This window comes from Methylacidimicrobium sp. B4 (genome assembly GCF_017310545.1).
In the GTDB taxonomy this organism is placed as follows: domain Bacteria; phylum Verrucomicrobiota; class Verrucomicrobiia; order Methylacidiphilales; family Methylacidiphilaceae; genus Methylacidimicrobium.
On the sequence record NZ_CP066203.1, the window covers coordinates 352,794 to 375,557 of the forward strand.

General features: G+C 63.3%; 20 protein-coding genes. 7 read left to right on the top strand and 13 right to left on the bottom strand.

All coding sequences use genetic code 11. From position 1 onward, the window contains the following. Nucleotides 1-178: 178 nt before the first annotated feature. The 9 genes from MacB4_RS01715 to MacB4_RS01755 form a co-directional block, all read right to left on the bottom strand. Nucleotides 179-1,588, bottom strand: coding sequence for an ATP-binding protein (locus MacB4_RS01715; protein ID WP_206864163.1), 1,410 nt, complete (start codon nucleotides 1,586-1,588; stop codon nucleotides 179-181). Beyond that, the gene (locus MacB4_RS01720) at nucleotides 1,588-2,334 is read right to left on the bottom strand and encodes a restriction endonuclease subunit S (protein WP_206864164.1); all 747 of its coding nucleotides are present in this window, start codon (nucleotides 2,332-2,334) and stop codon (nucleotides 1,588-1,590) included. The genes MacB4_RS01715 and MacB4_RS01720 overlap by 1 nt, the downstream gene beginning before the upstream one ends. Nucleotides 2,335-2,370: 36 nt before the next feature. Beyond that, nucleotides 2,371-3,408 (bottom strand): ISL3 family transposase, encoded by a 1,038-nt coding sequence (locus MacB4_RS01725; RefSeq protein ID WP_242529368.1) that lies wholly within the window; start codon nucleotides 3,406-3,408, stop codon nucleotides 2,371-2,373. A gap of 1,209 nt (nucleotides 3,409-4,617) precedes the next feature. Further along, nucleotides 4,618-6,204, bottom strand: coding sequence for a hypothetical protein (locus MacB4_RS11155; RefSeq protein WP_242529281.1), 1,587 nt, complete (start codon nucleotides 6,202-6,204; stop codon nucleotides 4,618-4,620). 8 nt (nucleotides 6,205-6,212) lie between these two features. Further along, nucleotides 6,213-7,883: a hypothetical protein gene (locus MacB4_RS01735; RefSeq protein WP_206864165.1), complete on the bottom strand. Its 1,671-nt coding sequence runs from the start codon at nucleotides 7,881-7,883 to the stop codon at nucleotides 6,213-6,215. A 40-nt stretch (nucleotides 7,884-7,923) separates the two neighbouring features. Continuing rightward, nucleotides 7,924-8,538, bottom strand: a complete 615-nt coding sequence (locus MacB4_RS01740) for a hypothetical protein (protein WP_206864166.1) — start codon at nucleotides 8,536-8,538, stop codon at nucleotides 7,924-7,926. A 15-nt stretch (nucleotides 8,539-8,553) separates the two neighbouring features. Beyond that, a complete protein-coding gene (locus MacB4_RS01745) occupies nucleotides 8,554-8,847 on the bottom strand; it encodes a hypothetical protein (protein ID WP_206864167.1) in 294 nt (97 codons plus the stop codon). A 34-nt stretch (nucleotides 8,848-8,881) separates the two neighbouring features. After that, nucleotides 8,882-9,274 carry a hypothetical protein gene (locus MacB4_RS01750; protein ID WP_206864168.1) on the bottom strand — a complete coding sequence of 131 codons (393 nt, stop codon included), beginning with the start codon at nucleotides 9,272-9,274 and terminating at the stop codon, nucleotides 8,882-8,884. 58 nt (nucleotides 9,275-9,332) lie between these two features. Beyond that, complete coding sequence (locus tag MacB4_RS01755; protein ID WP_206864169.1) at nucleotides 9,333-11,489, bottom strand: TraM recognition domain-containing protein; 2,157 nt, start codon at nucleotides 11,487-11,489, stop codon at nucleotides 9,333-9,335. A 40-nt stretch (nucleotides 11,490-11,529) separates the two neighbouring features. Here MacB4_RS01755 and MacB4_RS01760 point away from each other — a divergent pair, with 40 nt between their 5' ends. Then, entirely contained in the window at nucleotides 11,530-12,228 is a 699-nt protein-coding gene (locus MacB4_RS01760) for a hypothetical protein (RefSeq protein ID WP_206864170.1), read from the top strand. A gap of 140 nt (nucleotides 12,229-12,368) precedes the next feature. Here the strand turns inward: MacB4_RS01760 and MacB4_RS01765 are convergent, their stop codons facing one another. After that, nucleotides 12,369-13,016, bottom strand: a complete 648-nt coding sequence (locus MacB4_RS01765) for a hypothetical protein (RefSeq protein ID WP_206864171.1) — start codon at nucleotides 13,014-13,016, stop codon at nucleotides 12,369-12,371. A gap of 17 nt (nucleotides 13,017-13,033) precedes the next feature. On the opposite strand from MacB4_RS01765, the gene MacB4_RS01770 reads away from it, so the two are divergent. Beyond that, entirely contained in the window at nucleotides 13,034-13,735 is a 702-nt protein-coding gene (locus tag MacB4_RS01770; protein WP_206864172.1) for a hypothetical protein, read from the top strand. Between the two features lie 237 nt (nucleotides 13,736-13,972). Here MacB4_RS01770 and MacB4_RS01775 read toward each other — a convergent pair whose 3' ends face one another. After that, nucleotides 13,973-14,632 carry a hypothetical protein gene (locus MacB4_RS01775; RefSeq protein WP_206864173.1) on the bottom strand — a complete coding sequence of 220 codons (660 nt, stop codon included), beginning with the start codon at nucleotides 14,630-14,632 and terminating at the stop codon, nucleotides 13,973-13,975. Nucleotides 14,633-15,130: 498 nt separating this feature from the next. Between MacB4_RS01775 and MacB4_RS01780 the strand changes: the two genes are divergently transcribed. Continuing rightward, the gene (locus MacB4_RS01780) at nucleotides 15,131-15,355 is read left to right on the top strand and encodes a hypothetical protein (protein WP_206864174.1); all 225 of its coding nucleotides are present in this window, start codon (nucleotides 15,131-15,133) and stop codon (nucleotides 15,353-15,355) included. A 102-nt stretch (nucleotides 15,356-15,457) separates the two neighbouring features. Here MacB4_RS01780 and MacB4_RS01785 read toward each other — a convergent pair whose 3' ends face one another. After that, nucleotides 15,458-16,405 (bottom strand): hypothetical protein, encoded by a 948-nt coding sequence (locus MacB4_RS01785; RefSeq protein WP_206864175.1) that lies wholly within the window; start codon nucleotides 16,403-16,405, stop codon nucleotides 15,458-15,460. Between the two features lie 84 nt (nucleotides 16,406-16,489). Next, on the bottom strand, nucleotides 16,490-18,508 hold the full coding sequence (locus tag MacB4_RS01790; RefSeq protein WP_242529282.1) for a GspE/PulE family protein: 2,019 nt from the start codon (nucleotides 18,506-18,508) through the stop codon (nucleotides 16,490-16,492). A 240-nt stretch (nucleotides 18,509-18,748) separates the two neighbouring features. Between MacB4_RS01790 and MacB4_RS01795 the strand changes: the two genes are divergently transcribed. Genes MacB4_RS01795 through MacB4_RS01810 form a run of 4 tightly spaced genes read left to right on the top strand, consistent with a single transcriptional unit; the run spans nucleotide 18,749 to nucleotide 22,747 of the window. Beyond that, nucleotides 18,749-19,525: a hypothetical protein gene (locus MacB4_RS01795; protein ID WP_206864177.1), complete on the top strand. Its 777-nt coding sequence runs from the start codon at nucleotides 18,749-18,751 to the stop codon at nucleotides 19,523-19,525. Then, nucleotides 19,522-20,517 carry a hypothetical protein gene (locus MacB4_RS01800; protein ID WP_206864178.1) on the top strand — a complete coding sequence of 332 codons (996 nt, stop codon included), beginning with the start codon at nucleotides 19,522-19,524 and terminating at the stop codon, nucleotides 20,515-20,517. Before MacB4_RS01795 ends, MacB4_RS01800 begins: the two co-directional genes overlap by 4 nt. A gap of 33 nt (nucleotides 20,518-20,550) precedes the next feature. Further along, entirely contained in the window at nucleotides 20,551-21,843 is a 1,293-nt protein-coding gene (locus MacB4_RS01805) for a TrbI/VirB10 family protein (RefSeq protein WP_206864179.1), read from the top strand. Between the two features lie 28 nt (nucleotides 21,844-21,871). Next, complete coding sequence (locus MacB4_RS01810) at nucleotides 21,872-22,747, top strand: hypothetical protein (RefSeq protein WP_206864180.1); 876 nt, start codon at nucleotides 21,872-21,874, stop codon at nucleotides 22,745-22,747. The last annotated feature ends 17 nt before the right edge of the window (nucleotides 22,748-22,764 follow it).

A 22,764-nucleotide genomic window follows, 5' to 3' on the forward strand; every position in this document is an offset into this window, starting at 1 on the left:
GGGATTCGGGAAAGCCGCCCATCCGACCACCAAATGGCATTCCCCAAGCAATTCCAAGGCATTGGGCGTTTTCACCGGCGGCCTCCGTTCGGGGAAAGCCTTAAATAAGCAAGACGTTGATTGGCAATGGTATTGAGTCGGCATCGGCTGCATGGCCCTGTTCGCTATTAAATAAGCATTAGGCCCAGGACGGCAGATACCGGGCGAACTTCCTGGAACCGCCGACGCTCTCGTCAGCTTTGATTAGGCGGGCCTCGATCGTGGCTGCGATCACCTGAGAGGCAATGGTCGCCTTGTCTTCGCCCAGGTGAAATCGTTCGCGCAACGACTGGTTGGTCATGCGCTCCGACCGCACCCACTTCAGGACGCAGTGCTGGTAGCAGGCACGCACCCGGTCATTGCGATCCATCGCCTCGAATGGGCGCGGTCCGTAGATCGTCACCGACGTGCGCCGGAAACCCGAGCGGAAGTCCGGCGCTGGCAACTGGTAGAACTCGGCCGCTTGTACGACCCGGTCGATGCCGCTGCTCTTTTCCTCGCAAACGCCCATACGGCGCATCAGATCCGCCAGGCGTTCATTGCGCGATTGGTAGCCGTCGATGAAGCGCTCTACAGGCACCAGTGGTTCGCCGGGATTCGATATTTCCACGCGATTGCTATAGATCTCGACCATTACTGCCGCACCGCTCACCAGGAAGTCCTGGTGGATCAGCGCATTGGCAACCAGCTCGCGGATCACGACGTCCGGCACCAGCTTGACCTCTTTGCGCAGCGCGTCCTCGATCACTTCGTTTTGCGGAAGCTGTGTCATCACGAAGCGCACCAATCCCTGGAAGCCTACTGCGTAGCCACGGGTGCCCGCCCAGTCCAGGCGGGTCTCTAGTTTCGACGAGCCAGCATAGACAACTACACGGGGCACCTTGCGTGACACGTCCGGAAACTGTTTCAGGTCACGTGCCAGCAGTAGCGCACCCAGTCTACGGATCGTGTACGTGCCGTCGGCTTTGTCTACCAGCCGTTCGCACACGAGCCGATCGAGCACGCCGATTCGGTCGGTCGGGTACGGCAGCTTGAGCAGCTCGAAGAAGGTTTGCGTGTCGAGCAGATCCACGACCTGCTGCGCATCAAGGCCGGTGCGCGACGGCTCTTCGAGCCAGTCTGGCTGCCCCTCGGCGAATATGCGCCGCAGTTGATCTTCGCTCATAGGCACCAAGGCTTCGCCAGCGCGCATGAGGTATTTGCCATCGTGGTGGTAGGCCGTGCCGCGCGGTCGCGAAGGAATGTGAAAGACGAGCACGCGCCCTTCTGGATGTTCTACCGCCTCAATGTCTACGCGGAAGCCGACTGACTGGAAGAGCTTTTCGGCCGTTCGGATGGTGTCTGGGAATGCCTGCGTGCCGACTACTGGGCGCGGCGGCTTATCGGCTACACCGAGCAGCAGCACTCCGCCCCCTTCGTTAGCTAGCGCGACGCAGTACTCGCTGAGCTTGCGGGTGTCAATCTGGTTCTTCGCTTCTTTAAACTCGAGATGCTGGTGCTCTGACGCAGCCTGCCGCCACAGGTCGATCTGTTCGGGGTTCGTGGACATCAGACGATTTCCTCGACGAACTTTCCGGCGTCCTTCGCGCGTAGCTCGCCAGAGATCAGCTTGGGCGGCAGGGTGTCGCGCAGGGTGGCGAAGGTACAGGACGGATGGATTGTCGCTGACATACTGTCGACCAACGATCGGACAATCTCTCCGAATGCAGCGGCAACGGGCTCGGAAGGACGCGTGATGGCGTAGTGTGCCATATCTGCCCATCTCGTGCGCGGCATTTTCGTCCCGCTGGACCCTGCGTTCCTATATTCGACGAAATCGACACTCGAAACGTGGCCCAGCACGAACCCAAACCATTTTTGGCTTTTGGGTGCAATCACAAGTATGTCCGTGGAGCACACGCCATCCAGGGGCGCTACCCCCACTTTATGGAAGTAGGGGCGCAGCTTTCCAAACAGGATTTCACCTTTGTTGAATGCGAACTTATTGCTTTCCAATCCGTCCGCGAACCCCCAGTCGGATAAAGCGATGTGACGCCTTGGCATGTGCTCCAACGCGATATAGGCCGTGTCTGGCTCAATGCTCTCTGGTTGTACGCTCCGACGAAGATGTTCCGCCTCGTCACCAAGCGTGCAAACCCGCCACCCCTTCGGAATCAACCCCAACTCCAACACCTCGAACTTGTCGGGAAATAGGGCTGCGGTAGCTGCACCCATGCCCTCGGGCGTGCGGCCTTCCATCTTGGAGCGCACGGGTTCAAAGTCCACAAACCACGCCTTGAACAAGGCGCGGGCCATCGCCTCCAGCGTTTCGTTCTGCGCCTCTTCGCTGCTTCAAGCGGGTAGAGCGGGAAGATCGAGCCGCAACTTTCCGGCTTTGAGGAACGCGGCAATTCTCAGGTAGCGGAAGCTCCGAAAGCCTCTGGCCATCCTTTTGGCCAGCTGGATCAGCCCGTTGATCGCTTCGATGGTTCCGTTGGTGATCCGGCTCTGGAGAAAGGCGATGATTCCCCCCAGATGCTCTTGGATGGTTTTCGAGAGTCTTCGGAAGGGAGCAAGCCGACTGCGATCCGCCCACCGGAACCACCAGCGGAGCTCTTGGGGATCCTCCTGGGAGAGGATCTCTTGGAGAGCCTCTCGCAACCCAATGGCTCTTCCCAATCGAGGATAGGCGGCGCAAAGGGAACTCCGCAGACCCTTCTGCTCCTCGCTTCGCGTCCATTCGTTACCTCGGAGCGCCCAGAGGCTTCCTTTCGGCAGCAACCCTTGACGCCCGAACTCCTTGCGCACCTGGTCGACCGCGTCTCCCGCCATCGGCATGAGCGGGAAAGGATCGAAAATCCTCTCCGCCTTCGGAAAAACCTCCCGGGCTCCAGAGATGGAGGAGGGGCTCATCTCCATGCAGATCGCTTCGATCTGCCCCGGATCGGCATTCTGTTCCTTCCTCTCCTTGGCGAAGGCCTCCAGAGCCTCCTTTCCTCTCCCCTCGGCAAGGAAGAGCAGCTTCCGGCTCTCCGCATCGGTAACGACCGTCACGGAACGGTGGCCCCGCTTGCTCCTGGTCTCATCCACCAGGATCTTCTTGACCCCGCTCCAGTCCTCGCGTCGGTAGGCCTTTTCCACGGAATGCCCCAAGACCCGCCAGAGCCGGGTATCTTGCTCCTTGAGCATCTCCGCCATCGCGGAAACCGACATCTCCCGGGAAAGCATCCAAATGACCGCCTCCATCATGAGAGTAAACCCGCTCCCCGCCCTGGCCCAAGGAACCTCCACCAGCCGAACTCCCTGCTCCGGACAGTTGATCCGAGGAACCCGAGCGATCCACTCGGTCCGGTACTGCTCGAAGTGCATCTGCCTCCACCGCTTCTCCACCGTGTCGTGTACGGGGGAAGCTCTTCGACATTCCGGAGAGGTGAACCGATGACCTTGCTCCAAACCCGAGCCAGATCTTCAGAGTGTGCTCCTTCGCGGAGAGCTCACTCCGGCTCACCTTCCCTTCCGAACCCAGTGGCAGCGCCGCAGCAAAAAGCTTGTTCGCGTCCATCCCGCCAGCATTAAGCAAGCAGCCCGGTCTGGCCATCCGCCGTCAAGGAGGATCGACGAAATCGAAGTCTCCTTGACGGCTTCCTCTCTCCCCAAAAATCCGTCGAAGACGGAGGGCAAGAACCCCGCTTCTTGCCATCCCTTAACGGAAAATCCGCTCCCCCCCTTACCCACTCAATTCAGCGAGGAGCCTGACATCTTTTATCCTGGAACGGATTCTTTCCTGCGTAGGGCGCCGAAGGCCTGTGTCATGGCGCTTACATCGCTATCTGTAGCGCCAAGTCGGATGATTCCCTGCGGGGTGAGCGCTCAATGGACGGCTTCATACCGGTGTTGGGTGTTGGACTGGGTGTTGCCCTCGCCCGGACAAAAACCTTCCAGAACGATCAGCAGAACGATACCTGGGTCGGCCACTTTGCCGAGGACAGATAGCGGCACCATTGATCCAAGCGCACTGCGCGTACTCGACGCGTGGGCCAAAATGGTTGTTAGCACTTATTACGAGAGAGATCTCGCCACTCTGTACAGTGAGAGCCTGGCGAACCGCCCCCGGAATTGAGTGGGCAAGCAGAGCAGATTTTTGCGCTCAGGGGTGGCAAGAAGCGCAGGAGGCGGATCTACTTCTGGCACTCCCGGACCAAGTAGATTGCTCGGGTTCCTCGGGTCGACCGCCCGAGGATGGGGTTCGGCTGCCGGCTCCCGTGGGCTAGCCGCAGCCAGCTCGCCCCTTCCAGAGATGCCCCAAGGCGATCCAAGAGCACCTGCGGGAACCACCGCCTTTCCCCAGGGCCGGATCACCAACGAAACCATCGAAGCGATCCACGGGCGGATCGAGCTGGCATTGCTTCATAAGCCAGATCGTCCAGCTCCTTCCTGTCGGCTATCCCATCCAAGGCCATACCCGCTGGCGGCACTGGAAGCAGATCTCCGACCCCGGCTGGGCCGACCGGGATAGGCTCCACGTCGAATGGAGGGCTTGGTACCGGTAGGGCGATTGGGACGAGGCGGGCGGCGCTTGGAGCGGATCCGAGCCACCGGCTATTTTCGACTCGCCACCCCCTGGACCCAGCTCGTAACCCGGCCAATGGCATCTTGCCCGGCGCTGCGCATTCCCTCGGTGACCGCTCCGTGGATCCGGCTATAGCTCTGGGTAAAGCCTTCGAGAAGGGCGCCGCCCATGTCGGCAAAGGCGGAAGACCAGCCAAAGGCGATCCGCGCCGCCACAAAGGGAAACATCGAGCCCGCGTGGATGAACGCCGCGACGATGTTGACGCCGAGGCTGTAGAAGGCCCAGGCAGCCGCCACCTCGACCAAGCCATAGAGGGCTAAGATCAAGTTCTGAACCATACCGCTAGAGACGGAGGCCATAAGAACCTTCTGAATCACGTTAATAATGGCGGATAAGATGCTGGGGCTGCTTGGAGGGGAAGGGGTACCTGTGGAGCTCCCCGGAAAGGGCCATCCGACCATCGCGTGCAAGACGCTCGGGATGGCCTGCCCGAAGACCGAATTCTCCGCCTGGCCGAACATGTAATGGAAGATCGTCTTGGAAAGCGCAAAGCCCGCACCCGCAAAGACAAAGTAGAGGGTGGGAACCAGGGACGTGGCGGCCAAGGCTTGCAACATTGGCCGCCAGATGCCTCGAAAGCTCGTAAAGAAGATGAAGGGGAGCATCGCAAGCCCAAAGGCCAGCAGCGCTTGATAGGCGAGCTCGCTTCCCGCCAAAATCAAGATCTGGGTGAAGAGGAGCGTGAAGACGGCCGTGATCGCAAGAATCGCCGCCGTCACGATAAGCCCGATCACCATTCCGAGCGAGGTGATCAAGGGGATCCCAAGGAGGAGGATGGTGTTTAGTTGGGAAGGTTGAGGCTGGCCAGGCTGTGGGACAGTGGGCTCTAACGCACCCATTACAGCCTTCAATGCGTCTGTCAGTTGTTTATACAAATTCGGATTGCCAAACGGGCCGGCGAGGCTATCTCCTCCGAATGGGCCCAGGACATTCCGGAACATCACGGTGCCGATGTAGTAGGGCCCGAACTTGAATGTCTGCGGCGAGGGTTGGCCGTTTGTAGTCGGCATTCCCATCCAGCTAAACCACCAGTCGGCGGGATCCTGGGTAGTCGGGCTGCCGTCTCCCTGGCCCATCTGGGCGATCTGCCGGCCGATCTGCTGGCCGCCGCTAATCATCGCCTGGCGGTACTGGTCGATCAAGAGCTGCGGCGCCTGGGCGTAGATGAGGAGCCAGGCGAGGAAGGCGATGAGCGTATAGTCGAGGAGCTCATCGAGGATCGGCCGGCCGAAGATGATCCGCCATCCGGCAAAGATGGCGGCCGAGAAGAGGACCGTGGGCATCACCCCCTGAGCGATCGCCACCGAGTTCTGCCGGAGAAGGCTGCCGATCTGGTAGGCCAGCTGCATCATCGCCTGCATGAGGGCGGAGATGTTGCCCAGGATCTGATTCTGCTGGTAGCCCGAGCCCGCAGCATAGGCGCCCTCGGGGAGGAGGCCGAGGAAGAGGAGAACCAGGAGTGGCCCGATCGCGCAGGCAAGCCAGGGGCGGCGGTGGCGCATGAGTCGGCCTTGGTCCAGTTGGCAGGGTTGCCGCAATCCTTCCTGCTTGGGCACGGAGATCCTCAGGCGCCGTTGCTCCCCGCGGGGACCTGCGCATTGATCTGGTTCATCAGCATGCCCGCGCTCCCGCCTCCATCGAGGATCGTCCGCTGGATCATCCCTTGGCGGATATGCTCGTGGTCCTGGAGGAGCCCATACCGGGTCTGCCGATGGTGCTCGATCTGCTGCTGGAGGGTGTTCAGGTGCTGGTTCTTCGCGTTGATCTCGCTGTTCACCAGCATGCGGAACTGGGCGACCTGGGCGATCGGAAGATTGGGGTTGCCCTGGAAGCTTGCGGCGAGCTGCTGCGCGGCCGACTGGAGGCCTTGCAAGCTTGTGATCACGCCCTGGGTGTGAGTGTAGAGCTGCCGGTTGATCTGCTCGCTCGCATAGTTCTGCTGAATCCGCTGGAGGTTGGCCGCCATCTGGTTGAGGAAGATCTGCATCGCGTTCGCCCCCATCCCGGTGACGAGGGTGCCCGAGGCGCCCATGAGGCTTGAGGCATTGAACTGGACGGGGATGAGCTCCAGGGTGGCTCGCGATGGGGAGCAGGCCTGGCTCTGGCTGACGGTCACGGGCTCTCCGGGCACGGTGTGGAGCAGAGCCGCTTGAATCGCCGCGGCGTTCTGCTGGGCATAGGGGTCCAGGGGATTGACGATCGGCGTTGCCCCTCCACTGCCCTGGGATTGGTTCACCTGGTAGCGCTGGACCGCTCCCCAAGCCCCGTTGGTGTAGATGTCCGGTGCGACCGGGCTCAACCCGTAGGCGGCATTCGGGTTGTTCCCGGTGACCGGATGGTAGAGGCCGCCCGTGGCTCCCGATCCGTTCGGGAGGCCCGCCTGGGTGGTCCAGAATGCCGCCTGCTGGGGACCGGTGCCCTGCCAGATGGCCGTCTGGTAGGCGGCGTCGGTGGGATTGGCCGAACGAACGAAGGCTCCGTTGCCGATCATCATGGCGCCACCGAGGACCGAGGGGAGGATGGCCGAGAGCGTTGCCGGGAGAGCCGCGCCGTTCAAGCCGCCGGCCGCTCCCATGGAGGCGAGCGAGCCCAGGCTGCCGAGGGTCCCCATGCCCATCATCGCCAGAGGATTGGAGCCCCCCAGGAACATCGGCGCAAAGGCGGTCGCCATCATCGCGAGGTTCCCCAGGGTGCCGCCGAGGAAGGGGCTTCCGCTCCCCATGAACTGGCTGCCGAGCGACTGTGCCGCAGCGTATTGGGGGGCAGAGAGCCCGGTGAGGAGGAAAGGCGGCATCCAGGACATGCCCAGCGGCATGCCCGAGAGCCCCATCAGGTTGCCAACATAGCCGAGGCCGGAACCGACCAGGCCGGTGCCGTTGAAGGCCATCCCGAGGGGGCTGGTGGTTCCCGCCCCAAGCAGGTTTGCCGTTGCCAGGGGGCTCTGGTTGATCTGCCCCTCGTAGGCGGCCCATTGACCGAGGTTTGCCAGTTGGGAGGCACTCTGCTTGGTCCCCTGCTCCATCTGCTGGAGAAGGAGGGTCTGCTGCTGGATCTGCTGGTTGGTCTGCTGAATGCAGGAGATCTGCTGCTCGATCTGCTGCATCAGCGCCCCCGCCTCGGCCGTGAATGAGGTGACCGTAACCGGATATTGCGCAGCGGCAGGGGGAGTTCGGGAGAGGGAGAGGCCCAGGACCGCCGTCAGGAGGACGAGGGAATAGGAAAGGGTTCGATTCATGGTTTGAGTAATAGGACACCGGCAGCGACCGGGGCGCGCCTTAAGACCCGTTCGCGGGTGATCGAGCGACCAGTTCCTGAAGCTGGAGGAGGCGGGTCCGTCGATTGACAAACTCCTCCAGGTGCTGGTCAAAGCGGACGAAGGGGAGGGGACGGGCTCTCCAGCGACGGTGGAGCGCCTGGCAGGCGGAGGCCAGCTCCCGGCAGACGGGGATCAGCATCCGACCCTGCGGATGGTCCGAAAACCGAGTGAGAAAGCCGAGCGACTGCTCGCCGACGGCCGGATCCTCGATCGGCATCGAGAGGAGCACGGAGGCGGGATCTTCCGCCGAGTCGATGACAAACCATTCGGTCCAGGCGTCGGGCGACTCGTCGAGCATTCTTGCCCAGATGGGATACTCGCCCTCGAGCAGCTCGCGAAAGAGCTGCCGATCGATCCGGATTGCCGGAAAGGCGGGCTCCGATCGGCTCGTTCGGGGCAGGTCCTTTCCGAGGCGTTGGGTGAAGTAGGCTTCGAAGAGAAGCGCCCGCTGGCGCAGCGAGATGGATGGCAAGGCGCCATCGAAGAGATCGAGGGCAAGATCCTCGGGATAGACGACCCGTTCCGGCCGCTCCGCGACTTCGCCCTTCTCTCCACTCTCCGGCTCACGCGCCACGATCGCCTCTCCGGTTCACCGCAAAGGGGGAAAGGGGCCGCTTCTCCGGTGTCCCCCGATCTCGTGCATGCCTCCCTCGAGCATGGCTCCCAACTCCAGGACCCAGTGCTCGAGGCCCTGACCCGTCTTTCCCCATCCGGCTGCAGCGATCTGAGCGACGCCTTGCCAGACGAAGCGGCTCGCGTCGCGCCGGGAACGGGAAAAGAGCGTGGCGACGCTCTGCACCGCCGGGAAGGCGATGAAGGCAAAGAAAAGAAGGCGGGAGAAGCCAGTCCGGGAGGGGGAGGGGAGAGAGGATCTTGTCGACATGGCTCCTATGGTGGGGTGATCCGGGATCTCGGCGCTACTGCCCCTTTCGGGCGCGAACCGCATCGGTGTACTGCTGCTTGAGCTCCGCCTGGTACTCCCCTTCCTCGACCATCATCCGGATCCTCTGCGGCGTGCCGATGTAGCGCGCGTAGAGATGGGTGGTGGTGAGGAGGATGACCGCAAAGACGACCGTGTAGAAGCAGAAGACCCCAAGGTCCGCCGCGGAGCGGGAGCCGGCGAGGAGATAGGCGATCGCGACGGGGAGAGCGAGCCAGAGCTCCGGGCCCGAGGAGACCGTGCTCGAGAAGAACAAGCGGTCGCCGTTGACGGTCAGCACACCGGCGATCAGCGCCAGGAAGATCAGGCCAACCATCTGGAGGTTCTGCTGGTTCACCCCCGCATTCGGATTTTGAATCTGCTCAAACATCTTGCCGCTTCCTTTCTTCGGTATGGGTATGGCTGGCGCGAACGACTCCTTCCGCTTCCTACCGCGGAATCAGATGGAGGAGAAATTGCACCCGCTTGAAGCTTCGTCGGCCGAAACGAGGATGGAGCTTCACGATCGCCTCCCCATCCTTGAGCTTGGGAAAGACGTAGGGTGGATAGAGGAGGTCCTTCCGGAAGTTGATTTGAAAATCCTGAGCGGCGATCGGCTTGTTGAGATCGAAGAGAAGCTCCTGCGTTCCGCGGGAGAGGTAGCCCTCGCTCCGATCGACCTCTCCAAAGAGCCGGGAGGCGAATTCGTTGGTCGCCGTGTGCGGATTTCGGAGAAAGATCATGGTGGCCGTATTGGTGAGGATGGCGTCGATCTCGGGCTTCGGGAGCCGGCCCTCCAGGACCGCCAAGGACTGGAAGGCGACGATGCAGGCGCAGCGGTATTCGCGGGCCTTGTCGAAGAAGCCGCGCTCCCCCGTCCAGTCGCCCGTGGTGGCGACCGTGGCAAACTCGTCGCAAAGATAGACGACCGGCCGCTCCTGGTTGATCGGCGCTCCCCCGTCCTTTTTCAAGGTCTTGCGCGCCAGCACGGTCCGAAAGAAGTCGAGCTTGAGCAAGAGGCTCGCCACCTTGGCCGCGTTCCGCCAGCGGGCGAAGTTCATGTCGAGCACGACGATCTTCCCCTGGTCGATGACCTCGCGGAAGGAGAGCTTCCCGCCAGGACGGACCATCTGGCTGAACGGAGGTTGCGTCATGAGCGAGGTGAGGGTGGAGACGGTCATGCCGATCGACCCGGAGGTGCGCTCGTTGGCGATGTTGAGGTATTCTCCTCGAAAGTAGAGGTAGATCTCGTCGGAATTGGGTTCCTTCCCCTCGTACCGCAGGAGGCGCTCGTACTGGTCGAGCCACCGCTGGAGCGGCCCATGCTCGGGTTCCGGGATTGCCGTGCGGTGGAGCTGCGAGAGCAGGGCCATCCCCTGGTCGGCTTCGCTCAGGAAGTCGAGAAAGAGCTCGCGAAGCTCCCCGCCCCGCTCCTCGAGCAATCCGCAGCGGGCCATGAGCCCGCGGAATCGATTGGCGACCTCCTCGATGACGCCCGCCGTCCGTCCATAGAGGTTCTCGTCGAGCCGGTGGGAGTAGAGCATCGACCGCAGGGCGCGAACCTGCGGGAGGTAGCCGAGCAGGGAGTAGGCAGCGGGGGCGCCACGCAGCTTCGGCTGGAGGTCTCCCTCAATCCATTTGACCGCGCTTTCGAGGCCGTTCCGTTCGAGGAGCCACGCCTCCCTTTCATCATCGCCGGGAGGAACGGTGCCCTCCCGGTACGATTGAAGGCTCTTCTTGATCCGGATCAGCAGGAGGGGAATCTCGGGCTCGACCCGGTTGGTGATCCGCGAGAGCTTCTCAAAGCTGGCGAAGACCTTGTCGCGCAGCTCCTTGATCACGCTCTCCGCCTGCGTGATGAGCCCCTGGTTTGCCGGCTGCCCCCGGTCCATCACCAGCAGGTTCAAGAGGGAAAAGGACATGGGCGGGGGCCCCGGGTCGACCAGCCCCTTGTTGCTCGCGTCGACGAGCGCGCGGTGGAGCTGGAAGAGGGAGGTAAAGAGCTTGCGGCCCGCCGCATCCCAAAACGGGTCTTGCGCGGTCTTCCCATCGTCGACCGCCTGCTTGAGCGTGATCATCAGGTCGCCCAGCTCCGAGGGGAGGGCATTCGGATCGTTGAAAGGGTCGATCGCTAGATCGTGGTCGGGCCCGAAGAGGAGGAGATCGCCGGTTCGGTCGTACCTCCCCGCCAGCCAGCGGAGGATCTCGGTGAGCTCGCACTTTCCGTCCAGGAAGAAGCCCCCCATCTTGCACTCCTGGAGCGCTTCGGGGTTGCGCAGGTCGGTCGCCCGAAAGAGGCTCTCCAGGATCTGGGTGAGAACGTAGCGCGTCTTTCCCGCTCCAGAACCCCCGACGATGCTCACATGGGAGTAGAGGTCCCGGATCGTCAGCGGCTTTCCCCACTCGTCGAGCAGCTCTTGGGGTTCGGTCGCCACCCGAAACCGGAGGGCTCCCCATTCCCCTTCCGCAATCGGGGCGCGTTTCCAGTAGCCGAGTCCGCCGGTCCGAGCCGCTGCCGTCGCCTTCGGCGCCTTCGGATCGACGGAGAGCGGGGCGAGGAGCCGCTTGCCAAGAGCCTGGCCCAGAGTCTGCAATTTTTCGAGCATCGCAGAGGGAGTAATAGGGCAACGGGGATTTGCCCGACCGGTGGAGCGCCTGTTCTATTCTTTCCTCCATCCCGTCATGAACGAAGAGGAGACCGGATGGCCCGCCCATTGGCGGACGTGGGTGCGTGGGGTCGGCGAAGGCAAGGTGGATGGCTTTGTTCTTCGCTCGGAGCCCGCGGATTGGCCGGAAAAGTGGCCGGATGGGTCGGCGATCGTCTCCTTCCCTGCGGGGGGCGGGCGGAGCCTGCTCGTCCGGGAAGGTGCCTGGCGGGCCTACGGGATTGCGAGCCCCGAAGAGTTCCGGCAGAAGTGCCAGCGCCGGGCGATCCCCGCCAAAACGGCGGCGGGCATCCTCTCGCTCGGGGTCTGTCGGAAGACGACCGTCCGCTCTTTTTCGGGCTATCTCTATCTTCCCGAATGCCCGGAGCCCCTGGTCGTCCGGCTGGAGAACGGGCAAGAGCTCGCCGAGGTCGAGGCGCTGGCCAAGGAGATCGAGCCCCAAGCGATCCTCCAAAAAGGGATCCAGTTTGTCGACATGTTCCGCGATCTGCCAACCCTCTGGCGCGCCGTCCCTCCCTCCCGTCGCAAGCCAGCCCGGCTGGGTGCGGCATTGGCGGCGATCGCCTTCCTCTGCGCCACGGCCGGCTTCTTCTGGAGTCGCGCCACGCTCCTGGCGGTGGCCGCCGAAGGCCTCGCGCTGCTCGTCTTTTGGCGCCTCCATCGCCGGAGCGGGAGCTGAGCCCCAAACGCGATCGTGGCGCAGGGCAAGAACGGCTCAGGAGCGGAAGGAGACGAGGGAAAGGACGGCCCGACGCTGGCGCCCTTCCCGCGAAAGGGGGAATGGGCCGCGTAAGCCGGCGGGTCGAGCGGAAAGAACGTTCACTCCCGTGAGGGGAAAGTTTCCTTCTCCGCGTGCGCGGGGGGACAGAGCTCGCCAAAGCCTCGCTTGGTCCGCAGCTCCTTTTCAAGGAAGGCTTGGGCTTGGGCCAGGTACTTCGAGGCGCGCTGCCGGCTGATGCCCATGTAGTAGCCAACGCTCGTCAGGCTCAAGGCGGGATCCGGCTCATCGGCGCGCCGCTGGAGCGTGCCGAGGCCACAGATTCCCCGGCAGTAGAAGGGACAGCTCCTCTCCTCCAGCCGGAATCCTTTCCGGGAGCAGCGCAAGATGGCCAGGCAGAGAACCACTTCGTCCAGCCCCGATGTTGCGCGCTTCCTCTGGGCCGGGAAAACGGCGAGGAGATCCTGCCGGTAGGTCTCCCGCAATTCCCCCGGCCACCTCTCGAGGGGGGACCAGAGATGGAGCCAGCCCGGCCGGACCCGGCTCACATCGATCGCCCCCGCTTGGATCTCGCTCTCGAGCGTAAGGAGGGAAGGGGGGATGGGAGGAAGGGAAGAGCTCTCCCGCAAGCTTCTCAGAAAGCGGAGCTCTCGAGCGAGCTCCTCCGGGCTCGCCGCATGGCCGTTGCGGGCGCCCTCGCGGCCTTCGATCGAAGAGAGCGCGCCTTCCGGGGCTGAGCGCGTCGCCATAACCTATGGATTAGGTCATGGACACGTTGAACGCAAAGAATGGCGACCAAGGACCGACGAAGTATAGCCCGCTCTTTCCGATCCCGAACGAGATGGGCAACCTGGCCTTTTTCAGCCTGATGGACGACCCGGCGCTGCGCACAGCGGTCGACTTGCGGTTTGCACCCGAAAAGGCCCACCACCTTGCACTCTGGTTGACCAGCTATCCGGCCGTTGTCGCCTACTTCGGCCAATCACGAACGGTCGAACGCCTCTGCGAGGAGCACATCGGCCTCTATGGAAACCTCTCGACAAGCTGGAAGGAGTCGCTCAAGGCGAGCGCGCTCATCCATCATGCGATCTTCTCGGCGGCAAGCGACTACCTCTTCCGCTACACGACCTGGTGTGCCGATAGCTACCCGGGAGACCTCGCTCTTCCGGTCTCGGTCATGATCGGATGGATGCTGCACGAAGGCGCCACCTTCTTCTTGAAAGACTATGTCCCCCTGTTCAGTCATGCGAGCAGCGCTCTCATCGACGATCTGCCGGCGGTGGTAGAGGCGGCTCAAGTCGTGCAGGAGCATTTGTCTCCTCTGGCAGACGGCTTTTCCGAAGCCGAGAACCCCTACCGGCACATTGCCGATGTCCATTCGAGCCTCCAGCTCAACCAAGAGGCAGAAGAGTGGTTCCTCCGCAGTGGCCTCTCTTCTCCGTCCCCCGGCCAGTCTCGCCTCGGATAAGAGGCGAGATTGGGCTTGGCCGGGCGGTCGTCGATCCCCCAGCTTGGGGAAAGCGGCGATCGGAGAGCTCCTTGCCATCCAGGGTATGGGACAGAGCACAGGCTTGGCGCGCTTGGTCCAGAAGTCCTGGCGGCCGCCGGCCTCCGCCCGCCAGGCTCCCCTCGACCGACAGGGGGAGATCGCCACCGTATCGTAACGTCTGCCCTTGGTTATCTCTCTTGCTGCGCCCCCGCAAAGTTATCGCGTCCGATCGTGCTCTTTCTGGCGCTTCTGCTCTTGGGAGCGGTCGGGACTCCCGACGAAAGGCTGCGGGACCAGATCCTTGGTTTCCAGAGGCGGCGGCGCATTCTCCGGCCCTGCGGGGCTCTTTGCTGGTGCCTTCGACGCACTTTCCTGGACTTTCGCCCAAGCCTTCTCCTGGCCCGCCCGCTGCACCTCGGCTTCCGGCCCGCTGGGCCGATAGTGGGTGGTGAAGTTGTCGAGCAGATGCTGCTTGAGCTGGGAAAGACCCCGGCCCGCAGCCTCTTGCAGATCCTGCTCCACCGTCTGTGCTGCCGCCCCAAGGGAGCGCAACCCCTCCGCCGCCTTTTCCGTTACCCCCTGCGCCACCGCCCTCAGTTGAGCGATCGGACCTGGATGCTTGAGCGGAGGCAGAACGCACAGGGGTTTCGGCATCGGGCTGGATTCAGGAGCTGGTGTGGGGCCGGGCTGATCGTGGGTCGGAGGCCGATCCTGCGGTTTCATCGAGACGCGCGCCTGCGCCAGAGCCGCGCCCAAGGCTTGCCCCGCGTAGTCGGAACCATCGCTCGGAGTGGAGAGCGGAGCCACCTCCGGAGGCCGGACCTGCTGTCCTTCGCCTCCTTTGCCTGCTTCGACTGGACGAACATATTCTCCCATATCGTGATCTTCTCCCTTCTTCTTGCGGCTGCCCGGATGCGCCTCGCATCGGGGGAGCCATTGGATTTACCCTCCCTGGCCTCCTCGCTCCTCTCTGGAGCACTCGCGCACCCGCTCTTTTCCGGGGCCGGCACCTCCAGGGACCGGAAGAGGGACGAGGTCGTCGGTTCGCAAAGGCGGCGGCGCGTTCTCCGGAGGCGTGCGGCTGCCAATGGCTCGGCCCTGATCGAAGGTGAGCTGTCCCGGAGCGGCCAGGCTCTCCTCCGGCTCTGCGGAGCTCTTCTCCAGCGCCTTCGACCCTGCTGAGCGGGGGTCATTCGCGTCCTGAGCTTGAGAGCCAGCTTGAGTGTCAAGGTCCATCCTTACGAAGGCTGGGCCCCGGACCCCGGGCTTCGACTCCTGCGAGGGGGAGGGAGCTGCGCCAACGGCGGAACCCGGCTCGCCAATGGCTAGAGCGGGAGGAGCGGAAGCGCGCTCCGGCTGCGCAGGAGACAAGGCTTGATAATCCTTCTCGGTCATTTCCTCCTCCGGGGAGTGAACCCGACCCTGGTCCGACGCTCGGACGAACACTGGGATGACTCGCCAATGTCTCCCCTGCTCATCCGTTCTCACCCGGACCGGGTTCCCATCCGGATCGATCATTTGCTCCAGCGGCGAACCGCCTTCTCGATCCGGAGCAGGAAGGCCTTCGACCTGAGCCTGGCTGGCGGCTGGATCTGGTGACGGCGGCTCATCTCCCCCTTCTTCCGAAACCAATAGTTGCATGTTTTCTCCTTTTTCCTTGGGCCGCCGGAATGGCTGATCGCGCACGGACGGCCACCTTGCTTATCGGTCCCGGCCCCCGCGCCCGGGGGGACGGGGTCCATAATTCGGGCTCGCGGGACCGGCGGCCGGTCCCTCCGGCTGAATCCCCGGGGGAATCGCCGACCCGCGCTCGCTCCCTTTGAGATCAGGGATGGGGATACTCGCCCGGGATGCTTCGGGGGAGCGCCCGACCGAGGAGGCCTCCCGACCGGGGGAGGTGGCGAGCTTTCCCATCGCCTCGAGGGCACCATTCCCCAGCCGCTCGCCGAGCGCCGATCCGACGACCCAGCCCAACCATTGACCGACAGGCCTTCCTCCGGGAAGCCAGCCCATCGCCCATCCTCCCGCTTCCTTTCCCGCCTGGGCGGCGGCCATGGTCGCCGCCGTCTTGACGAAGGCACGGGCAAACGCGCCGCTGGCGTGAACCATATCCCCCTGAGCGAGCAGCTGGGTCCCCCGGATGATGTCCGGGCCGGCTTCTTCCATCGCAAGAGCCGCCCCGGCACTGGGGCCCGAGTAGCGAGTCACCGTCCGGAGAAGCCGCAAGGGAAAGGGATCGGAAGGCTTCCGCTTTTCCGGGTCTTGGATCGCGGCCGCGGCCATCGAGACCACCCCCAGAGCCGCTTCGCGCAATCCCGCGATGGGACCAGCGGAAGCGGGAGAGCGGGACGGCTCTGGCGACGGGCTTTGCCGGGAAGCGGCCTCGGCCGCGAGCTCCTGCGGCGTCTTCGCCTGACTCGGGTGCGAGAAGGACTCCCAAATCTTGTAGGCGCCAAAAGCGCCCACAATCCAGGGGAGGGATTTTCGAACCATGCTCCAGAGGTTCTTCGCGGCTCGAGCGAGATCTCCGCCAGAAAGGTGGCTCTCGCTTGCCAGGTCGACATTTTCGCTGTGCAAGGGAGAGAGCATCGGCCCCGCGCTCGCTCCTGCGCCGCTCGCGTTTCCCAAATTCACTTGGACGGGTTGCATAAGTTGGATTTCCTACCCTTCTTGTTAGGCGATCGGGGGCGCGTGCGCACCCCCCCCCGGCGCGAACGCCCCTCCCGTTGGCGGCTAACGAGTGTTGGAAAAGGAGCGGGAAGAGAGGAGCAGCATCGCTTCCTCCTTGGCAATCATCCCGGTCATGAAGAGCTCCGCCGCCTGCCCGGCAAGGGACTTGAAGCCGCGTGCCTCGTTGTGGCGGCGGATCTCGTTCGGGGCCGCTCCGGCTTCGAACATCGCCAGGATCTCTCCATCGACGGGCAGAAGCTCCATCACGGGCATTCGGCCCGCCATCCCCGTTCCTCGGCAGGCGGGGCAGCCCGGAGCTTCGGCGACGACCGGCTCCGGGATGGCAACATCGGGAAAGGGGGCGATCTCCTCCGGCTCCGCCGGGCGTGTTCTCTTGCAAAAGGGGCAGAGCTTACTGACCAGCCGTTGGGCGATCGAAAGCCGAAGCGCATAGCCGATGACGAGCCGATCGATCCCAAAGCTCTGCACCATCCGCTCCACCACGCCGACCGCATCGTTCGCGTGGGTCGAGGTGAAGACCTGATGGCCGGTCAGAGCGGCGTCGATGGCGATTTGGGCGCTCTCCCGGTCACGGACTTCCCCCACCATGAGCACATCCGGGTCCTGCCGGACGACTCCCCGGAGCGCGGAGGCGAAGGTGATCCCGGCCTTCTCCCTCACCTCGATCTGTACGGCGTCCGGGAAATGCTTCTCGACCGGATCCTCGATGCTCATGATCTTGCGCCGGGCTGTGCTGACCGCGCGCAGCATCGCATAGAGCGTGGTCGTCTTTCCGCTCCCGGTGGGTCCCGTGGAGACGAAGAGCCCCTCCCCCTGCTTGAGGAACCAGAGGAGCGTCTGAAGCTCCACGGGCGCGAGCCGCAGGTCGGCCAAGTTCGGGATCCGGGAGGAGAGAAGCCGCACGGCCGTCACCTCCGCCATTCCCTTGGCAACCACAATGCTGTACCGCTGGTCATAACGGATTCCGCGGTGGAGATGGGTTCCGCTGCCATCCTGGAAGATCCCCTTGGCATCGGCGGCCATGTTCCCGTAGAGCTTCATCCGATCGAGCATGGCCGCATACTGGGAGCGAGTCAGCGGCGCCTGCTCGTAGTAGTCTCCGTCGACCCGGAATCGGACGCGAACATGGCTCTCCTTTGGCTCCAATGAGATATCACTCGCCCCCATATCGAGCGCCGAGCTGAGGATCGCATCGAAGAGGACAATTCCGGAGCGGTTGAGGTTGAGCACCTCCGTCGCGGGCCAGCTCCGCACATGGAGGGGATCGCCGGAGAGAATTCCCGAGCTCTCCTTCCCTTTCTCGACCTTGGCCTGGAGCTGCGCAAAGTGCCTTGGGCCGCAGGCAACCGGATGGATCTTGGCCCGGAGGGTCTCGATCAGGCGGTCGGTCAAGGACGAGGAGAAGACCTCGGGGGTGAGCACCCAGGCGTGGGTTTGTGAGCGGCGCCACAGGAGCGCATGGTCGCATCCCGGGATCGGGCTCGCCTGGGCAGCCGCCCCGGCGGGGACGACCGGATGCGGCTCTCGGCCGAAGAGGATTTCTTCCAAGAGCGCGCCAAGCGATGGATAGAGGGCGGGGTCGAGGCCGAGCCGCTTGGCCCACGCCTCGCGCTCCTCCTCTTGCCAGTCGGGAAAGCCCGCCGTCTCCTGCTCGATCCGGACCGCCAATGCGCCATAGTCGCCGGGAGCGAGAAGAAAGAAGGCTCGCCGCTTGTTGGGAAGCGCGCCGGCGGCAAAGGATTCCAGCTCCTCGAGCCGAAAGGGGTTGAGGATTCCGATGCACCAGACCGGCTCCTCCCAGAGAAGGATGCCATGCAGCTCTCGCTGCAGCCGTCTGCCGACGGCCGAAAAAGCGACCTCGGGCAACGGGTGCCCCGGATCGGCGGGATAGAGAGGGGGCCAGCCGGGCTGCCCGGCACAGGCCTCCGCCCACCGCTCCCACGGAAGAGCGCGACTGTGACGCACCAGCGCCTCTTCCAAATCGAAGGAGGCCCTTTCCGCGTGCCAGGCCTTGAGGACATCCACCAGAACGAGTCGACTCCGGATGAGAAAGGACTCCAAGCGGGCAGCCGCTGGCGCTGCATTTCGAGAAGGAGAGGAGAGGGGCCGAGAAGTCGGGGCAAGCGTCAAGTGCGTCTTCCTTTTGTTCAGGCAATAGGACTGCGGCGTCATGAGCGCGGACGATCGGCGGCGGCCACTCTGTGGCGCAGCGCAAGGAGAGGCGTGCAAAACCGATGGGAGCCCATGGCGGCCCCACTCCAAAGCGCCGGACCCGGTGTCCTATTAGGGGAGCAGCCATCCATGAATTTGAGAGCCACGACCGCACACGAAGTTCGTCCGCCGGAGCGCGAACGGGATGTCCACTATCCGGCAAGGAAGCTGCGGCTTCCCGCCTTCCTCCGCCCTGTCTGGGAATGGAAGGAAGATCTCGCCATCGTCAACACCTGGCTCCTCATCATCAGCAGCCTCGAAGGAGTCGCCCTGATCGTTCTCGGCTTCGCGCTCTGGGCCAAGGTGCACGAGCCCACTCGGGTGATTGTCGATCTCCCGGGCTACGTAGTTTGGCCGAAGGTCGAAGTGCTCGAGTTGCGGGAAGAGCTCCTCCGCACCTTTCTCAATCAAGTCGGAAAGGTGCTCTACGAGGTGAGTCCCGGCTCATACGAGATTCAGCAGGTCGTCGACAAGATCTCTCCCGGGATCGCCCAGGTCTTCCGCGACTACTACGGACCGATCGCGACCGGCCGCAACGCGGAGCGGATCGTCTGGAACCTCCGGGAGATCCGACGCTACGAGGACCCGAAGCGTCCCGGATATCTGACGGTGGCGGGCAAGTGCGACCGCGCCCGATACCGGATCGAAAACGGCGTCCACGATATCGTCAGCGAGCAGATCGTGATCCTCTTCTATTTGAGCCAAGTTCACAACACTCCGACGAACCCGCTCGGGTTGCGGCTCGAAGGGGTGGAGGAGATCAAGGGAGCGGAAGCCGATAAGGCCTGGGCGATGACGGCACCCTTCATCAATCCCGACCTGATCAAGCAGGAGCCGCTCCCCGGAGCCCGGGAAAAGAAGCCATGAACGCTAAGCGCGCCCTTTCGCTCGCCTTTCTCTTTCTTTCCCTTCCTTGGGGAAGCACCCTCTCCGCCGATCCCCTCCCAGCGGCACTTCCGTCGGGCACGATCCCGCAGCCGAACCTGCCCTCGGGTGTCAACGAGGCGCTGGCGAACCAGAACGGGCAGAACAAGCAGGTCGTCGAGGAAGAGGCTCCTCCTGTTCTGATCGACGGGAGACGGGCGGACGAGCTGAGTGAGGACGAGCTGCTTGGCTTTCTTCAGGGGAAGGTCCGAACGATCCAGCAAGGGGACGGGCAGGTGGAGATGCTGCGAATCGCTCCCGGATACCCGCTCGTCCTCGAATTCTCCGATCCGGTTTCCGGCTGGGAACTCGGTGATGGCAAGCTCGTTTCGGTCAAGCGCGCCTACCAATCCCTGATCCTTCGGGCCACCGAAGAGGGCGGGGACACCTCGCTCATCGTCTTTTTCGGCGGTGGGAAGACCAGACCCTACCATGTCTTCGTCGAGCAGTCCTTCGCGAAGGCGCAAACCATCGTTCGAGTCTCTCCCTTTGCCAAGCGGGATGGATTGCTGCAAAAGGCCTCGTGGAGCGGTGGCGCACAGCCCGGGCAATACGCGGATGTCGCCGAGGTCGCGCGAGTCGTGGAAAATTACGAGCTCCTCCTGCGCGAGGGCTCGATCACCCCGCGCGATATCCAGCGGCTCATCCTCTTTCACCGTTCCCAACTGACCGGCTTCGACTACTACTACCTCTACCGGTTCGCGTCCGGGCCCTTGGCCATCACCTTCTCCTGGCGGAATCCCTTTCCCTATCCGGTGCGCCTCGATGAATCGACGCTTCGGGTCGCGATCGGGCAGAGCCGGTTCATCCCCGACTTCGTCTCCCTGAACAAGGACAGGCTTCCGCCGAAGGCGGCCACCTCCGGATTTCTCATCCTCTTCGATCCGCCCTTTGCGCCCGAGCAGCCCTTTACCTTGGTCTGGAAACCGAAATGAGACGCGAAGCCGATCTGTAGGAGACTGTTCGCCATGCACCGAATCCGACCTCTTCTGAGCAAAGCCCGCGACTGGTTCCGGCAGCATCGGGAGCTGAGCCTCTTTGGGGCGATCGGCCTCCTGGTCCTGCTCCTCTTGGTTGGTGCCGATTATGGCGTGAACGCGCTCGCCCATCAACTGGTCGAGCATGCGCGGAGCGTCTATCGGCAACGGCAAGTGCCTACGCGCTTGGCGACGATTCCACAGAGCCGAGTCCTTGCCCGCAAGGAGCAGCCTCCCGCCCGCAAGGAGCCGGTTCTCGTCGTGCAAAAGAACCCTGCGGGTCCGGCTCCGTCGGTTGTGCCCCTCGACGTGGCCAAGGCGCATGAAAAGCCGCCGGAGAGCCCAACCGCCCCGATTCAGATCAACCCGCCTCCCAAGGAAAAGGAGAGAAACTCCCTGGGGCCACTCGAAGGGGCCCCGCCCAATCGCCAAGCACCGGTCCCCACTGGGCTGGTCAACCAGCATGCCCTTGTCGACGGCTCCGGGGAGAGCACTCCTGTCTTCACCCGGGTGGCCAAGAAGCGCTACCTCTTCCGCAACCTGACGGACTCGGCCGTGGAGACGAGCGCAGGGGGCAAGGGAGAGGAAGATGAGCGCTCGAAGATCAATCTCGATACCTTTGCCCCGCGCGGTGAGATCATCGAAGCGGCAGCCACCATGTCCGCCTTCAGCTCCAACACCGACATCGACGTCGTGGCCGCCGTCTGGCTCCCCTTTTACTTTCAAGGGAACCTGCTCTTGGAGCCGGGCGATCGTCTCCTGGGTGCATCCAAAGGGAACTCCGCCTTCCGGGATCGCATGCCCGTCAAGTTCGACCGCGTCGTGCTCAAGGATGGACGGACGTTGCCGATCGACGGCGTCGCCCTCCACACCGACGGCACCGAAGGGATCAAAGGATATCGGATCAGCGAGCTCGGGAAGCAGATGGTTGGTCCCCTGCTCGGCGCTCTCACCCAGGGAGTGCTCTACTCCCTCATGATGCAGGCATCGCTCTTCACGATGAATCCCTACCTGGGGAGCGGCTATTCCCCCTACGGGATGATGGGCGGGCTTCCCTACAGTGGCATGATGCCCAATAGCGGGATCAACGGAAACCAGATGATGCAGCAGGGGTTGATGATGGGAGGCATGATGGGCGGATCGCAAGCGGTCAACCAGATCATGCAGATCGTCAATCAGGATGTCGGCCAGTATAAGCCCTATACCTTTGTTCCCGCAGGAACCCGCTTCCGCGTCTACCTCAAGAACTACGTCGATGTTTCCCAGGCCGACTATGGGAAATGATCTTTTCCATTCCACCGCAAGGAGAAACATGCCAATCAGACCCCTACTGATCTCTGGAGGCGTCGGGCTCTGCTCCCTGACGCTGATCGGATGCGCCTCCCATGAGCGAACGGCCGCCGTTCCGGTCGACCCCGCGCTGATCCAAAACAGCTACGACTATACCAAGCCACGCGATGTGCACGACAAGACCAAGCCCGTCTACATGCTCCCCGTGATCAACACGGGTTGGGTGAAGGCCGAGGTCGATGCGAAGACCGGCCAGTGGCTCGGCGGGCACTATGTGGGAACGGTCGTCGACCAAGGGCACTGGGCGACGCTGGAAGAGGCGGAGCTCTCCGGAAGGCCCTACATGAGGGCTGACAACGGCCAGATGATCGTTCCCAATCCGACAGAGGCCAATCCCGGTACGGGAGATAATGGGATGGAGATCGATCTGACGACCATGCGCAACCGGCTCGATAAGCTGGAAAGCACGATGGCGGACGCCGTTCCGAGCAATCCCGTCAGGGAGTCGATTGCCGCCAATGCCGCACAGCGAAAAAAAGGCGGTTCGCCCGCGAAGAGCTTTCCCTCCATTCAGGTCGGGGAGCCAGAGATGGAGGGGGCAACCGGGAAGTCATCCGCTGGGCTAAGGCGCACCAAGCCTTCCGCAATCCTGGTGGGAGAAGAAGAGCCGAAGCAGGCGGCCTCCTCATCGGAAGGGCAGGGGAGCCGGGTCAGCACCGTCCTCGAAGTCCCCATCGGCAAAGCGGGTCAAGCCATGGCGGTCAAGGCGCCTCAGGGCGACTATGTCGTGCTTGAGTTTCTGCCCAACCGCGCTGTCAAGGCGGTCTATCGCGGCCAGACGATCCGCAGGCTTGCTCCCGAAGGCAAGGATGTGGTGCAGCTGACCCTTCCGCAATGAGGTTGCCGGGTCCGGGA